The organism is Marivita sp., from assembly GCF_048006345.1.
GTDB lineage: Bacteria > Pseudomonadota > Alphaproteobacteria > Rhodobacterales > Rhodobacteraceae > Marivita.
Map to the genome: position 1 here is coordinate 2,669,378 of NZ_CP180351.1, position 14,786 is coordinate 2,684,163.

Below are 14,786 nucleotides of genomic sequence, written 5' to 3' on the forward strand. Positions count from 1 at the left end.
TCTTGAAAAATTGGCAAGGCCAGCCTCAAAAGCCCGCCTTGCCAGAGAGGATCAGTTCTTTACCACGTCGTCCAGCAGCAGGAAGAACGAGGGCTGCAGCGCAAAGTTCTCGACCTTGTCGGATGTGACTGCGTTCTGCTTCCAGTTCGCCACAAAGACCCAAGGTGCGTCTTCCTGCACGATGACCTGCATCTCTTTGTAGAGACGCGCGCGTTCATCCTGGTCGGTGGCCACGCGGGCCGCCTCCAGAAGTTTGTCCACTTCGGGGTTGGAGTAGTAGCCTGAGTTGAAACCACCCTGATCCGGCCATGCTGCCGTGCGGAGCGCAAGGAAAGGAAGCGTGTCCGGGTCGTTGGTCATCCATGCCATTTCGGCCATATCGGCCTTGCCTTCGAGGCCGGGGTTCACTTCACCCAGGAATGTGTTCCATTCGTAGGTTTCAATCTTCACGTCAAAGCCCACAGCTTCCAGATCGGCCTGGATCGCGGTGCCCATGGCGACCGGGTCGAGCATCCCGGATCCGCCCTCGGTGACAAAGAAGGTCAATTCAGCACCCTCTGCACCGGCTTCGGCAATCAATGCGCGCGCCTTTTCGGGATCATAGGGGTACGGTTCCAGATCGGGGTTATAGGCCCACGCGAACGCGGGCGGTGTGGGGCCCGCAGCCACTTCTGCCGTGCCTTCAAGCACCTCATTGACCAGCGCCTCCTTATTGACCGCATAGTTGGCGGCTTGCCGCACGCGGACGTCGGCAAAGGGGCCTTCCTTGGCATTCAGGATCAGGAACCAGACATGCGGCCCGGCCTGTTCATGTATGGTATATGTGTCGCCCTGAAACTCGCTCAGAGCTACGGGCGGAACTTCGACCATCAGGTCAATGCCTCCAGCCAGCATCTCTGCCGTTCGGGTGTTTGCATCCGTGATCGGACGGAATACGACCGCCTGCAGATCGGGTGCACCGTCCCAGTAATTGGGGTTGGCCTCGATCACGACAGCCTCATTTGAGCGCCATTCGCCAAAGGTGAAGGGTCCGGTCCCTGACGGGTTCCGTCCGAAGTCTGCACCATGCTGTTCGACCGCAGCGGGCGACACGATCAGACCCGTGGGATAGGCAAGGTTCGACAGGAACGGGGCATAGGGCCCGTCCAGCGTGAAGCGCACGGTCAGGTCATCGACCACTTCGGTCGACGTCACCCCAGAAAAGAAGAATGCCAGTGGGAACGGGCCGGTGTCGTGATACGGATGGTCCTCGTTCAGCATCCGATCGAAGTTGAACTTGACCGCGTCTGCATTGAAGGCAGAGCCGTCATGGAAAGTGACGCCCTCGCGCAGCGTGAATGTGTAGACGGTTCCATCTTCACTGATATCCCAGCTTGTGGCCAGCGCCGGTTCGACTTCGAGTGTGCCGTCCTTGTAGCGCACCAACCCATCATAGATGTTCATCAGGATGCGGAAATCGTTCACCGCCGTGACAGCGGCCGGGTCCAGTGCTTTTGGCTCTGCAATCTGCCCGACAATAAGTACACCGGGGGGTGTTTGTGCATGGGCGCCGCTGAACGCGCCCAACGTTAGGGCAAGCGCCGTGCCAGCAGCCATGAGGCCCTGGCGGGTAACATGAAAGAGCGACATGACTTCTTCTTCTCCTGTTGGTGAGTTAAAATTTATCATGATAAATTGCATCAGGCCAAATTTTCATGATAAATTCAAGTCCAAGACTGAGCGGAGGCCGCTATGACGATATCGATACTCGCGTTTGACGAAAAATCAGGCACTTACGGTGGCGCGGCGACCACCGGCAGTCTGTGCGTCGGCGGCTGGGTGTTGCGCGGCGATGCCGAATCAGGACTTTCGGCATCGCAGGGATCGCTTCCCAGTACGATGTGGGGGCAGGATGTTCTGGCGCGCATGCGCGCGGGCGAGACGGCAGAAGCCGCCATCAGACATGTGGTTGAAGCCGACGCTGGCCGTGACGAACGTCAACTGGCGGCTCTTGATCCGGCAGGTGGCACCTGGGCATTCACCGGGGCCAACAGCATTCAGACTGCCGGCGTGCGTCACGCAGCAAACGTTGTTGTTGCCGGAAACCTGTTGGCCTCAGAGGAGGTTCTGGATGCCTGCCTTGATGGCTTCTTGGCGTTTGACGGCACAATGGATCTGCGTCTGCTCAATGCTCTGAAGCGCGCTGCGGCGGTCGGAGGCGACAGTCGCGGACTGTTATCCGCGGCGCTTCTGGTGGTGAGTGCAAACCGTCCGCCGCTGAGCTTGCGCATCGACCATTCCGAGGACCCGTTGACGGCTCTTGCCCTTCTGCACGACCGCGCAACAAGTGGCCTTTATGCCGATTGGGTGAACCATGTACCGACACTCGCTGACCCCGAGCGCGCGATCCCGTTCACCGCGTGATCATTCGGCGATGAAGCGCTTCATTACGACCGCTTCTTGAGTCTCCATCTGCTCACAGGCCATTTCCATGTGGCTGCGCATGATGTCCCGCGCTTTCTCGGCGTCTCCGCGTCGCAACGCTGCGATCAGGTCAATCTGATGCTGACGTCCCGTGCGCCAAAGGTCGTGGTTCGGCGTCTCATAAAGCCGCTTGTACACCGTCAGATCGGTCAGGATCTGCGCCATGAACCCGATAAAGAAACTCAGCAGCGCGTTGCCGCCGAAGTCTGACAACCGAGCATGGAATCGCAGCGAGGCCACGTGCTGGCGACGCTCTTCCTGGGCATCCGATGCCGGGTGGGCATACTCCTGCATGATCGCCTCCAGATCCGCGATCTGCGCGTCCGTGAGACGCCCCGCAAGACTGGCCGCAAGCTCAGGCTCAAGCGCGATGCGGACCTGATAGATGTCGTGAATGGTCACATCGCGAAAGTAGAAATAATTTGCCAACAGCGCTGCCGCCCGGTCGCGCGTCACTTCACCAACAAAGCTTCCGCCACCCGGACCGGTCTTGGTGTCCACAAGCCCCTGAGCCTGTAAAAGGCGCATGGCCTCGCGGATCGTGCCCTTGGCCATGCCGAACCGCTCGATCAGCTCTGCCTCGCCCGGGAGCCGGTCGCCCGGCTGCAACCCACGCTCGACCACCCAATCCTTGATCTCTTCGGCAACACGCAATGGGCGCGACCGTCGGGATTGGTTCTTGGCCTCTGGAGATGCTTTGGCGGACATATTCTCATTCTCGATCTGCGCCGCTTTGGGCGGCGTGCCCCACAAGAAACCTATTCATCATGATAAACTCAAGGCCATTGTGACATATGCAAATCGCGCCGCGACCTCGTTGCAAGGCCTCGCGACCGCATCAACCTCCGGAAAGCGCGTGTCGCGCTTGGCCGCAGGACAAGGGCTTCGCACCGCGCTGAAGCCCATCACCAAAAGGATGGAGGCCGCAGGACTGAAGGGCAGTTTCGACGCTCAGAGACATACCGCGCCATGTCGCAAATGAGTGATCGCAGGCTTTGGTTGCACGCTAACCTCGGTCACATGTCACTCATTGCGCCATCCCCTCCCCGTGCGGATGCCGACAGGTACGGTGTGCTCTTTGTCTTCGCGGCGGGGGTTCTTTGGTCAACTGTTGGTCTGGGCATTCGCCTGATCGAAGACGCTGTGGTTTGGCAAATACTGCTCTATCGATCGATCAGCATGTCGCTGTTCCTGTATATCTTTATCCGGGTGCGGTCTGGCGAAAGCCCCTTTGTTCAGATCCGCCGTGTCGGTTTCCCAGTCATCATTGCCGGGCTTTCGCTGGTCGCGGCTTATTCCGGTGGCATCTACGCGATTCAAAGCACATCGGTCGCAAACGCCATGCTGTTGTTTGCGACTGCCCCGTTCATAGCCGCGCTGCTTGGGTGGATCGTGTTGAGAGAACCCGTTCGCACCGCTACCTGGATTGCAATCGCCGTTGCGATTGGCGGAATCGCGATCATGGTCGCTGACAAGTCTGGTGGCGTCGCGTTAAAAGGCAGTCTGGCCGCGCTTGGATCGGCCTTCGGTTTCGCCGTCTTCACCGTGTCGTTGAGATGGGGCCGGACCGGCGAAATGCTCCCAGCGGTCTTCCTGTCGGGCCTTTTCGCAATCGTCATCACATTGGCAATTTGCTTTGGCCTCGGGCTGTCCGTTGTTCTGAGCCCACATGACGGCGGCATTGCCATGGGCATGGGCGTGTTCCAGGTCGGCGCCGGTCTGATCCTCTATACGCTCGGTTCGCGCAGCCTCCCCGCCGCCGAACTCGCGCTGTTATCCTTGGCCGAAGTCCTGCTTGGTCCGATCTGGGTGTGGCTGTTCCTTGGGGAGACGGCGAGTGCGAACACCTTGATCGGTGGCGCAGTTCTGCTTGCGGCGATTGCGGGCAATGCGCTCTCGGGAAAGCGGCGAAAACCACCGCCCATCACGGCGCCTTAGCAAGGAACGAACATGCCGCAAGCGGCCCTTCGATAGGTCGATTTGTTCTGACAGAACGGCGCATCCACGCGGACATTGCGCCGCTTCGATGCGCCGGTTCTCATTCGCGCATCAAGTCCTTGATGCTGCCGATGAAGGTCGCGTCATCCTGCGCCTTTCGCTGATCCAGCAGGTCTGTGGCGTCTTGCCCGGCGCGAAACCTCAGATGGTCGTCGGGTGAATTGGAGGCTTGCCAGATGACGTCGGCCACGACCTCGGGCGCCGATGGGTGTGACGCCAGCTTTCCAAACAACCGCCCCATCGCTTCGGCACTGGGGGCATAGTCGGTCAGGCTTTCGTCCATCGCAAAGTCGAAAGAGCGCCCGCCGAAATCTGTCTTGATCATTCCCGGTTCGACAATCCGCACCCGAATGCCCAGTGGCTCCAGCTCGTAGTGAAGCGCCTCGGACAATCCTTCGACAGCGAACTTGGTGCCATGATAGAGTGCGCCCAGCGGAAAGGTGATCTGCCCGCCGATGGACGAGATGTTGACGATCGTGCCCGACCGGCGCGTGCGCATATGCGGCAGCACGGCTTTGGTCACCTCCAATAACCCGATCACATTGGTGTCGAACTGGCGGCGGATGCGGTCGGTCGAAAACGCTTCGAGCGGGCCGTAGGCCCCGTAGCCCGCGTTGTTCAGAAGGACGTCTATGGCACCGAAGCGGTCGGTCCCTGCACTGACGGCCGCGTTGATCGAGGCAGGGTCGGTCACGTCGAGCCGGGTGACCAGCACGTTGTCCAGATGGGCAAGGTCAGACTCGGCAGGGTCGCGCATGGTGGCGATGACGTTCCAGCCTTCGGACTGAAAGCGCAGGGCGCTGGCCTTGCCGATGCCGGAGGACGCGCCGGTGATGAGGATGGTGGGCATGAGAAAACTCCTTCAGGCGTTGAGGCGAAGCATCTCTTCGATGCCGAAATTGGTCAGGACCGTGCGGGTGACATCATGCAGCGCGACGTTGTAGCGCTCGATCTCCGGGCCGACGCCGGTGTGATCGACAACTGTGCGAAAGGGTTTCTCACCAAAGGGCAGCGCCAGCAGCGCGGTTACGGCCTCGGCGATGCGTTCGGGTCGTTGGTCGGGCGTGGCCTCCAGCATCTGCGCCAGCCCTTCGGCGGACATGGCTGGAACGGCGGCGAAATCACCATACTCAGCCTCGCGCGCGGGATCATCGTGCGTGACCATGCCGTCGAAGAAAGCTGTGGGCATGGCGCCGGGTTCGATGATGCAGGATTCGATGCCGAAACCGGAAAGTTCCGTGCGGTAGCATTCGACCATCGCCTCCAGCGCCCATTTCGACGCGCAATAGGTGCCGTAAAACGGCGTCGCAATGCGCCCGATCAGGCTGGACGTGTAGAGGATCGTCCCGCGCCCCTGTGCCCGGAAATGCGGCAGGGCGGCGCGCATCACGCGCTGTACGCCGGTGACATTGACGTCGAAAACGCGGGTCATGTCCTCGGGCGACATCAGTTCCTGAATGCCATGGGATCCGATCCCGGCATTGTTGAACAGAACGTCCAGCCCGCCGAGTGCGGTAATGGCCCCGGTTACGCCCGCCTCGGTGCTGGCGGTGTCGGTCACGTCCATCTCGACGATCTGCGCTCCTTCGGCCTCAAGCGCAGCGACGGTGGCGGCGTTGCGGCCCGAGCGGCTGCGGACGCTGCCCGCCACGTGATGCCCCTGTGCCATAAGCGCCCTTGCGGTGGGCAGGCCAAAGCCACCTGCGATCCCAGTGATGAAAACCTTTGCCATGTGTCCTGTCCTTGCTTGGTGATAAAAGGACAATACTCCGAGCCAGTCGCCAATTCTTTCCCGTTTGTCCAAAAAACTTGCCTGATACTCCGAAGATCAGAATAATCCGTCACACAAGACGGTCCTTTCCTGCTATTTGGTCCGCACAAGGAGAGCCGCATGACAACGTTGCTGGACCGCGCCGTGGCGCTGATGGATGAAGCCGAACTACCGCAGGGAGGACTCGCCCATGCTGAAAGCGGGATGCATTTCCTGAGGTTCGACGCGCCCAGCCCGCAACAGGCCACTGTCTATTGCCCGCTTTTGTGCCTTGTCCTGCAAGGCGCCAAGCAGGTCAGCGCGGGCGCACACAGCCTGACCGTCGCAGCAGGTCAATCGCTGCTTGTCAGCCACGCGCTGCCGGTCGTCTCACGGATCAGCCATGCCACGCCCGAAACACCCTACGTCGCGCTGGTGTTTCCGCTCGATCTCGACGTGCTGCGCGGCCTTGCGCCAGCAGTGCCACCTGCACCGGGGACGCGCGGCCGCGACCCGTTTTCCATCACGCTTTGCCCAACCGATCCCGCCATGGAGGACGCGCTGATCCGGTATCTCGACCAATGCGCAAACCGCAAGACGCGCCAATTGCTGGCCCCGATCACCCGTGAGGAAATCCACGCCCGCCTGCTTCTCGGGCCCCAGACCGCTGCGCTGCAAAAACTTCTTTGGCACGAGACGACCGCCAGCCGCATCTTCCAGGCAACGCGCGAGATTCAATCGGATCTTTCGCGCACCGTGGTTGTCGGAGAACTTGCCGATCGGGTCGGCATGAGCACCTCAGCTTTTTTCGAGCATTTTAAGGCAGTGACCGGCACGTCGCCCCTGCAATACCAAAAAGACCTACGCCTGCTGCACGCGCGCGACGCGCTGCGCAGTTCATCTGCCAAAGTATCTCAGATCGCCTTTCGCGTCGGTTACGAAAGCTCGGCCCAGTTCTCGCGCGAATACGCGCGCAAGTTCGGCCTGTCACCTCGTCAGGATCGGGCCGCGTTGGCGGCGGAATAAGCGATACGCTGTTCAAGAACGGATTGCGATCCCATTCAGAGCCTTCCCACCCTTCCAAGTTACACCAGACCACCGAATCCAACTTTCAGGAATTGCGATGGCACAGACCAACGACGAGGGTGTTCTTCTGCAAAATATAAAATGTTCGGGGAAACAAGTGGCAGCCCGTAGGGGAATCGAACCCCTCTTTCCAGGTTGAAAACCTGGCGTCCTAACCGATAGACGAACGGGCCACTCTTGGTGAGCGGTGTTTATGCAATGGCGCGGAGCCATGCAAGTGGAAATTCGAAGGTTTTCGTGGTTTTTTGCAGCTTCACCAAAGATTATGCCCCCGACAAAAAATTTCATTGAAGACAACCACTTACCCAAAAGGTCAGCGCGCAGGTGCTGCATCCTCCAAGCGGAGTTGAACAGAACGCCGACCGCCCCATTCGTTGATTTCCAGACGCCCGGCCAAATGGAATCGAGCGCCACCATGTTGTTCAAGCGCTGCACCAAGAGGACCGTCGAAGGCGCCGAAGCAAATCGCGTCGATCCGTGCCCCAAGCCCGTCCCCGAAGCTGAGTTTCAGGTGCGCACTTCCCACACGTTTCGCAAATCCGATCTGCATATCCGGGAACGCAAATCGCGGTGCCGCTGCCCCGGCCCCAAAGGGTCCGGCCTGTTCCAACATGTCGACCAGCTCCGGCGTTGCAGCCCCAGGCATCAACGGCCCGTCCAGACGCAGATCCGATGCGCCAAGTTGATCCGCACCCTGTTTCGCGAGGATCGCGGCAAGGCGCGCCATGGCCGGTTCCAGCTGCGCACGCGACAGGGACAGTCCGGCGGCCATCTTGTGACCACCGCCTTTTTCCAGATGTCCTTCGGCGGCAAGCTTCTGAATGGCGGCACCCAGATCGATCCCGCTCACGGATCGTCCGGACCCCTTGCCCGCGTCCCCGTCGAACCCGATCACGATGGACGGGCGATTGGTGCGCTCCTTGAGACGAGAGGCGACGATTCCGACAACACCGGGATGCCAGCCTTCGCCTGCCGCCCAGACCAAAGGCGCGTCAAAGCCACGCTCTTCAGCCTGCTCCAACGCCTGCGCCCGCACGGCCTCTTCGATCTCGCGCCGTTCGGTGTTCAGCGCATCGAGCCGTTCCGCGATGGACCTGGCCTCGTTGGGATCAATGGTGGCCAAAAGCCGGGCACCCAGATCGGCCTTGCCGATCCGCCCTCCGGCATTGACCCTTGGGCCAAGCACAAACCCAAGATGATAGGATGTCGGCGCCGTATCCAGACGTCCCACATCGCACAGCGCGACCAGTCCGGGCCGCGCCCGCTGCGCCATCACCTTGAGACCCTGCCGCACCAGAGCGCGGTTCACACCCTTGAGCGGGGCCACGTCGGCCACGGTGGCGAGCGCCACGAGGTCGAGCATTGACATGAGGTCAGGCCCTTGTGCGCCGGACACGCGCATTTGCCGCCCGGCTTCGACCAAGGTCAGGAACACCACGCCCGCCGCACAGAGATGCGCCAACGCGCCATCCTCGTCCTGACGGTTGGGGTTCACCACGGCATAGGCATCAGGCAGGGTTTCACCCCCAAGGTGGTGGTCAAGGACCACAACATCTGCCCCTTTCGCGGCAGCGATGGGGCCATGTGATAGGGTTCCACAATCGACGCAGACGATCAGGTCGTGATCCCGAGCCAAAGCCTCCATCGCAGCCTCGTTGGGGCCATAGCCTTCGTCGATGCGGTCGGGCACATAGAGCGTTGCCTTGCGGTCGAGCTGCCGCAACCAGTCGATCAGCAAGGCGGCAGAGGCGCCACCGTCCACGTCGTAATCGGCAAAGATGGCAATCCGTTCGCGGTTGCGCACTGCCTGCAGAATACGACCGGCCGCGCGCTCCATGTCGCGCAAGGTTCTGGGGTCGGGCAAGAGCGCCCGCAAAGTCGGTTCCAGATATGTCGGCACGTCATCGGCGGCAACGCCCAGCCGCGACAAGGTCTGGCACAAGGCAGGCGGCAAACCCGTCTGCTGCACCAGCGCTTCGGCATGTCGTGTGATGTCGGGCGCCGGGCCGATCCAGCGCCGCCCGGTCAGTGACCTGTCGACGCCAAGATATCCGGTCACGCCTGCCCCATCAGTGCATCGGATTTCGGTAGGTCATCCGCCGCACCGACCCGGTCTTTGACCGCATCAGCAGGGTTTCGGTGGTGTAATAACCAACCTCGCGCTTGATCCCGGCAAGCAACGATCCCGTGGTGACGCCGGTCGCGGCAAAGATCACGTCTTCGGTGACCATTTCGTCGCGCGAATAGATCTTGTCGAGGTCGGTGATGCCGGCTTTGGCCGCGCGGGCTTTCTCGTCATCATTGCGGAACACCAGACGGCCCTGAATCTGGCCACCCATACATTTCAGAGCGGCTGCAGCAAGAACACCCTCGGGTGCGCCGCCCGTGCCCATATACATGTCGATCCCGGTCTGGTTCGGCTCGGCGCAATGCATCACGCCTGCGACGTCACCATCGGTGATCAGCCGGATCGCCGCACCGGTGGACCGGATTTCAGCAATCATGTCTTCGTGTCGCGGACGTTCGAGAACGCACACCGTAATGTCCCGCGGGCTGCAGCCCTTGACCCGTGCCAGCGCAGTCACCCGCTCGCGCGGTGTCATGTCCAGCGTGACCAGCCCTTCGGCAAAACCCGGCCCGATGGCCAGCTTTTCCATGTAGACATCCGGTGCGTGCAGCATGGAGCCACGCGGTCCCATGGCAATCACTGTCAGCGCGTTGGGCATGTCCTTGGCGGTGAGCGTCGTGCCTTCCAGCGGGTCAAGCGCGATGTCCACACCGGGGCCATTGCCGGTGCCGACCTCTTCCCCAATGTAGAGCATCGGCGCTTCGTCGCGTTCGCCTTCACCGATCACGACAACGCCCGCGATATCGAGCAGGTTCAACTGCTGGCGCATGGCGTTCACCGCCGCCTGATCCGCCGCTTTCTCATCGCCGCGCCCAATCAGGTTCACGGTTGCGATGGCGGCTTGCTCTGCCACCCGCGCCAAACCAAGGGACAGCATACGGTCGTTGAAATCAGCGCGCGCGGTCATGAAACTCTCCAGTCACAAAAAAAGTCGGTTGCGAAGCGTGTTAAGCCCGTGCCCCCCGGCTGACAAGGATGGATTGAGCGAAAACGGTCAGACCTGTTCGATCCTCAGGGCAACCGGTTCGCCTTCGACAACCTTTGTGCCGACCATCGCGGCAAGGGCGTTGTCCAATGCAGCGCGGGTTGTCTTGTGCGTGACGATCAACACCGGGGCCGTGTTCTGATCGTGGCTGCGCTGGCGCATCCGGTTGATCGAAACTCCGGCTTCGCCCAGAGCAGCGGCCACCTTGGCCAGTGCACCGGGTTTGTCGAGCAGAATGAGACGCAGATAGTACGGTACCGGTGTTGCCGTTTGCGCGGGTTTCGCCAGTTCCAAACTGGCGGCTGGTTGGCCAAAGGTGGACACCCGTGTTCCCCGTGCAATGTCGATCACATCCCCGAGGACTGCGCTCGCGGTGGGGCCTTCGCCCGCCCCTGGCCCACGCAGAACGACCTGCCCCACCTGATCGCCTTCGATCACCACCATGTTGGTGCCACCTTCAAGCTGGCCCAGCGGCGATGTTGCCGGGACCAGACAGGGCGACATGCGCTGCTCCAACCCGCGCCCTGTCATCTGGCACACGCCCAGCAGCTTGACCTTGTAGCCCATGTCCGCCGCCTGACGGATGTCTTCGATGCTGATCCTCCCGATGCCTTCAAGCTCGACCGCGTCGAACGCCACTTGAGTGCCAAAGGCGATGGCCGCCAACAAGGACAGCTTGTGACCGGCGTCAATGCCTCCCACATCAAGGTTCGGGTCGGCCTCCAGATAGCCAAGACCATCCGCTTCGGCAAACGCCTGGTCATAGGTCAAACCAGCGGATTCCATCCGTGTCAGAATGTAATTGCAGGTGCCGTTCATCACGCCCATCACCCGTGTGATGTCATTTCCGGCCAAGCCTTCGGTCAGCGCTTTGACCACAGGGATCCCGCCCGCAACAGCGGCTTCGAACCGAAGAACCGCACCGGCCTTTTCCGCCGCCTCGGCCAAAGCCTGTCCATGATGTGCAAGCAGTGCCTTGTTCGCGGTCACCACGTCCTTGCCCGCCCGCAGCGCCGCTTCAGTCGCTGCCTTGGCCGGGCCATCGCTGCCGCCCATCAATTCGACAAAGACATCCACATCGTCGCGCTTGGCCAGAGCAACAGGATCGTCTTCCCATGCGTAGCTGTCGAGCGGCACACCGCGATCCTTGACCCGATTGCGTGCGCTGACCGCCGAAATGCTGATCGGACGACCGCTGCGCGCCTCAAGCAGCGCAGCTTTCTGGCGGATGATCTTGACGACGCCCGCACCGACAGTGCCCAGACCCGCAATTCCAAGGCGCAGAGGTTCAGTCATTCGGGCAATCCTTTTGCAGTCTGGCGTGATTTTGCCCGCAATAGCGCCTTGCGTTCGGGGCTGCAACGGCCCTGATCAGGGTTGCTGCACGCCGTCGTTCATTCGGTCCCGAGTTTCGCCGTCGATCACGGGTCCGCGCAGACCATCGGCGCGGTTGCGCAAGTCTGTGGCGCGCGAACGCAACGCATCAACGTCGCCTGCGTCGAGCCTTGGGTCCTCTTGCGCGAGCAACTGCTCGAACGGCAGCAAGGCCGGGTACTCGGACTGTGGCTCCCCCGCTGCCAGGGCGGCATCGACCTCCGGAAATTCCGCGCAGGCGGTGACCACAAAACCCAACATGATCCATGCCCGCCACATCAGAAACGCTCCTATTGCTGCGTATGTCATGCCGCAGCGCGGGCGGGCGCGCAACCACGGGCTTGATCTGAACGGGTGTTCAGATAATCTGCCCCCCATGGCACGCACGGCTGGCTCACATTCGGATATCACGGGGCCGCGGGTGCGCGAGGCCGCTTTGGCCTTGTTTGCGCAACACGGCTACGCGGCTGTATCGATGCGCCGGATCGCGCAGGAAGTCGGCGTTCAGGCCGGTGCGCTTTACAATTACACGCCCGACAAGCAGTCGCTCCTCTTCGACCTGATGCAAGGGCATATGGACGAATTGCTGGCCGCACGTCAGGGCGAACCTTCATTTGACAGCCCTTTGGAGAGGCTTGAAGCCTTCAGCCGGTTTCACATCCGCTTCCATCTCGAACGTCCATTGGCGGTCTTCATTTCCTACATGGAATTGCGCAACCTGACGCCCGAGAATTTCGGAGCCATCGAGGACCTGCGAAGACGTTACGAAGCCGAGTTGGAGGCGATCCTGCGCGACGGCAGGGATGCGGGAGTGTTTCATGTTGCCGACACCAAGATCACGACGCTGGCCATCATTGGCATGCTGAACGGCGTGAACACATGGTATCGCAGCGGCGGGCGGCTGTCGCTTGCCGAAGTGGAAGCGATCTATTGGGACATGGTGCGCAAGGCAGTCACCTGACAAGAGATTTCGAAATCTCTTGAAACAAGCGCGTTCGAACGCGCTTCATACGCGGTATCAAAACCGCGCTTGCAAGGTTTTTCGAAAAACCTTGCGCCGTCTCAGACCGATGTGCCCGCAGACCCACCCATGAATTCGTCATAGGCTTCGAGCGCCTTGGCGCTGAACGCAACCGACGGCCCGCCGCCCATATAGGCTATCATCGCCAGAGCTTCGCAGAACTCTTCGCGGGTCGTCTTCAGTCGTACCAGCGACTTGACGTGAAACGCGATGCAACTGTCGCACCGTGTTGCGATGGCGATGCCCAGCGCAATCAGTTCCTTGGTCCTTTCATCCAGCGCGCCGTTGGTCTTGGCCGCACGTCCCATCTGGTTGAAGCCTGCAAAGGTTTCGGGTGTTTCCTTTTGCATCACGTCGAGACGCCCCACCGTCTCTTTCATGAAGTCTGACCAGCTCATTACGCTCTCCTGTGTTAACGGCTTTCGTCCGAACCCATTTTGCGCTCAAGCCACCGCACGAAAAAGCTGATGATCAGAACAAGCACAAGGTATTCGAGGATCAACAATGTGTAGATTTCGAGCGGCCTGTATTCCGTCACAACCAGTTCATTCGCGCGGCGCGTCAATTCCTGCATCCCGATCACCGACGCGAAGGCAGACATTTTCACGATGTAGATGAATTGGTTTGCGAGCGGCGGCAGAATCCGCCGGATCGCCTGTGGCAGGATCACGTAGCGCATCGTCTGGCTGTAGGTCAGACCAACAGTACGGGCTGCCTCGGTCTGGCCTTTGGGGATCGACTGAATGCCAGAGCGATAGATCTCGGCGGTAAATGCACTGTCCGAGATCGCCAGCGTGATGATCGCGCCCCAGAACGCGTCAATGGTGATCGGAAAGCCAAGGGACCGCATCACGACAGGCAGGCCGTAAAACACCCAAAACAGCATTGGCAGCAGCGGGATGGCGCGGACGAACTCGATATAAACGCGTGAGGGAAGCCTGACCCAACGGTTCGAGGACATACCCGGAAGAGCCACCAGAAGCCCGATCGTCATCGAGAGCACCGTCGCGATCAGCGAAAGCTGGATCGTCGCCCAGAAGCCACCGATCAGGAACCGCACATTCGACTGGCCCTGCGCCGTCGACGGGTCGATCACATACCAGCCCCATGTGCCGTCATTCGTGCAGGCCGTGACGAACAGACAGGCGCCCAAGAGCACCCAGATTTTGAAGAATCGCGTCATCTGAAATGCCTCAATGCTGCAGGATCTTGTCGAGGAACGCCTTGAAGCGCTGTGTCTTGGGTGCCTCGAACACCTCGGACGGCGTGCCGGTTTCCACGATTTCACCGCTGTCCATGAACACCATCCGATCCGCCACCTTGCGGGCAAAGCCCATTTCGTGGGTGACCACCAGCATCGTCATTCCGTCCTGCGCCAGTTCAACCATCACGTCGAGCACTTCGGAAATCATTTCGGGATCAAGTGCAGAGGTCGGTTCGTCGAACAGCATGATCTTGGGCTTCATGCACAAAGACCGGGCAATCGCCACGCGCTGCTGCTGACCGCCGGACAATTCGCGGGGACGTTTGTGCGCCTGCTCTGGAATGCGGACGCGTTCAAGGTATTCCATTGCCAGCACATCCGCGTCCTTGCGTGACAAACCGCGCGCCTTCATCGGACCCAATGTCAGGTTCTCGATGACCGTCAGATGAGGGAACAGATTGAACTGCTGGAACACCATTCCAACCTCGGCGCGGACACGCTCGACCCCGCCGGGTTCGGACAGGGAGATGCCATCGACAATGATGCTCCCGGAATCATATTGTTCCAATCCATTGACACATCTGATTAAAGTGGACTTGCCCGAACCCGAAGGTCCGCAAATGACGATACGTTCGCCCAGACTGACATTCAGGTCGACCTTGGTCAGAACTTGGAAATCCCCGAAGGATTTGTTCAGCGAACTGATCTTTATGACGCGGTCTGCGTTCATGCCACACTCCGATCCACCTTTACTGCTCTCAAGATAGCGCGTGCGCC

General features: G+C 60.6%; 15 protein-coding genes and 1 tRNA gene. 4 read left to right on the forward strand and 12 right to left on the reverse strand.

Features of this window, described 5'->3' with window-relative positions:
• Window positions 1-51 precede the first annotated feature (51 nt).
• The gene (locus ACMVPR_RS13095) at window positions 52-1,629 is read right to left on the reverse strand and encodes an ABC transporter substrate-binding protein (protein ID WP_292268014.1); all 1,578 of its coding nucleotides are present in this window, start codon (window positions 1,627-1,629) and stop codon (window positions 52-54) included.
• Window positions 1,630-1,731: 102 nt separating this feature from the next.
• Here ACMVPR_RS13095 and ACMVPR_RS13100 point away from each other — a divergent pair, with 102 nt between their 5' ends.
• Window positions 1,732-2,403: a DUF1028 domain-containing protein gene (locus tag ACMVPR_RS13100; RefSeq protein ID WP_416883246.1), complete on the forward strand. Its 672-nt coding sequence runs from the start codon at window positions 1,732-1,734 to the stop codon at window positions 2,401-2,403.
• Here ACMVPR_RS13100 and ACMVPR_RS13105 read toward each other — a convergent pair whose 3' ends face one another.
• A complete protein-coding gene (locus ACMVPR_RS13105; protein WP_416883247.1) occupies window positions 2,404-3,171 on the reverse strand; it encodes a FadR/GntR family transcriptional regulator in 768 nt (255 codons plus the stop codon).
• A 312-nt stretch (window positions 3,172-3,483) separates the two neighbouring features.
• Between ACMVPR_RS13105 and ACMVPR_RS13110 the strand changes: the two genes are divergently transcribed.
• On the forward strand, window positions 3,484-4,401 hold the full coding sequence (locus ACMVPR_RS13110; protein ID WP_416883248.1) for a DMT family transporter: 918 nt from the start codon (window positions 3,484-3,486) through the stop codon (window positions 4,399-4,401).
• Window positions 4,402-4,501: 100 nt separating this feature from the next.
• On the opposite strand, the gene ACMVPR_RS13115 is transcribed toward ACMVPR_RS13110, so the two are convergent.
• Window positions 4,502-5,311: an SDR family oxidoreductase gene (locus ACMVPR_RS13115; RefSeq protein ID WP_416883249.1), complete on the reverse strand. Its 810-nt coding sequence runs from the start codon at window positions 5,309-5,311 to the stop codon at window positions 4,502-4,504.
• A gap of 12 nt (window positions 5,312-5,323) precedes the next feature.
• Complete coding sequence (locus ACMVPR_RS13120; protein WP_416883250.1) at window positions 5,324-6,193, reverse strand: SDR family NAD(P)-dependent oxidoreductase; 870 nt, start codon at window positions 6,191-6,193, stop codon at window positions 5,324-5,326.
• A 159-nt stretch (window positions 6,194-6,352) separates the two neighbouring features.
• Here ACMVPR_RS13120 and ACMVPR_RS13125 point away from each other — a divergent pair, with 159 nt between their 5' ends.
• Entirely contained in the window at window positions 6,353-7,237 is an 885-nt protein-coding gene (locus ACMVPR_RS13125; protein WP_416883251.1) for an AraC family transcriptional regulator, read from the forward strand.
• Between the two features lie 158 nt (window positions 7,238-7,395).
• Here ACMVPR_RS13125 and ACMVPR_RS13130 read toward each other — a convergent pair.
• The 5 genes from ACMVPR_RS13130 to ACMVPR_RS13150 all read right to left on the reverse strand — a co-directional run bounded on the left by ACMVPR_RS13130 (window position 7,396) and on the right by ACMVPR_RS13150 (window position 12,063).
• Window positions 7,396-7,470 (reverse strand) — tRNA-Glu (locus ACMVPR_RS13130).
• Between the two features lie 140 nt (window positions 7,471-7,610).
• The gene (gene recJ, locus ACMVPR_RS13135; RefSeq protein ID WP_416883252.1) at window positions 7,611-9,356 is read right to left on the reverse strand and encodes a single-stranded-DNA-specific exonuclease RecJ; all 1,746 of its coding nucleotides are present in this window, start codon (window positions 9,354-9,356) and stop codon (window positions 7,611-7,613) included.
• Window positions 9,357-9,366: 10 nt separating this feature from the next.
• The gene (glpX, locus tag ACMVPR_RS13140; protein ID WP_300580462.1) at window positions 9,367-10,332 is read right to left on the reverse strand and encodes a class II fructose-bisphosphatase; all 966 of its coding nucleotides are present in this window, start codon (window positions 10,330-10,332) and stop codon (window positions 9,367-9,369) included.
• 87 nt (window positions 10,333-10,419) lie between these two features.
• Entirely contained in the window at window positions 10,420-11,706 is a 1,287-nt protein-coding gene (locus tag ACMVPR_RS13145; RefSeq protein ID WP_416883253.1) for a homoserine dehydrogenase, read from the reverse strand.
• 75 nt (window positions 11,707-11,781) lie between these two features.
• On the reverse strand, window positions 11,782-12,063 hold the full coding sequence (locus tag ACMVPR_RS13150; RefSeq protein WP_300580456.1) for a hypothetical protein: 282 nt from the start codon (window positions 12,061-12,063) through the stop codon (window positions 11,782-11,784).
• 97 nt (window positions 12,064-12,160) lie between these two features.
• On the opposite strand from ACMVPR_RS13150, the gene ACMVPR_RS13155 reads away from it, so the two are divergent.
• Window positions 12,161-12,745 carry a TetR/AcrR family transcriptional regulator gene (locus tag ACMVPR_RS13155; protein ID WP_416883254.1) on the forward strand — a complete coding sequence of 195 codons (585 nt, stop codon included), beginning with the start codon at window positions 12,161-12,163 and terminating at the stop codon, window positions 12,743-12,745.
• A gap of 101 nt (window positions 12,746-12,846) precedes the next feature.
• Here the strand turns inward: ACMVPR_RS13155 and ACMVPR_RS13160 are convergent, their stop codons facing one another.
• Genes ACMVPR_RS13160 through ACMVPR_RS13170 form a run of 3 tightly spaced genes read right to left on the reverse strand, consistent with a single transcriptional unit; the run spans window position 12,847 to window position 14,739 of the window.
• The gene (locus tag ACMVPR_RS13160; RefSeq protein WP_416883255.1) at window positions 12,847-13,203 is read right to left on the reverse strand and encodes a carboxymuconolactone decarboxylase family protein; all 357 of its coding nucleotides are present in this window, start codon (window positions 13,201-13,203) and stop codon (window positions 12,847-12,849) included.
• A gap of 14 nt (window positions 13,204-13,217) precedes the next feature.
• Window positions 13,218-13,988: an amino acid ABC transporter permease gene (locus ACMVPR_RS13165; protein WP_292270095.1), complete on the reverse strand. Its 771-nt coding sequence runs from the start codon at window positions 13,986-13,988 to the stop codon at window positions 13,218-13,220.
• A 10-nt stretch (window positions 13,989-13,998) separates the two neighbouring features.
• Window positions 13,999-14,739, reverse strand: a complete 741-nt coding sequence (locus ACMVPR_RS13170; protein ID WP_416883256.1) for an amino acid ABC transporter ATP-binding protein — start codon at window positions 14,737-14,739, stop codon at window positions 13,999-14,001.
• Window positions 14,740-14,786 lie beyond the last annotated feature (47 nt).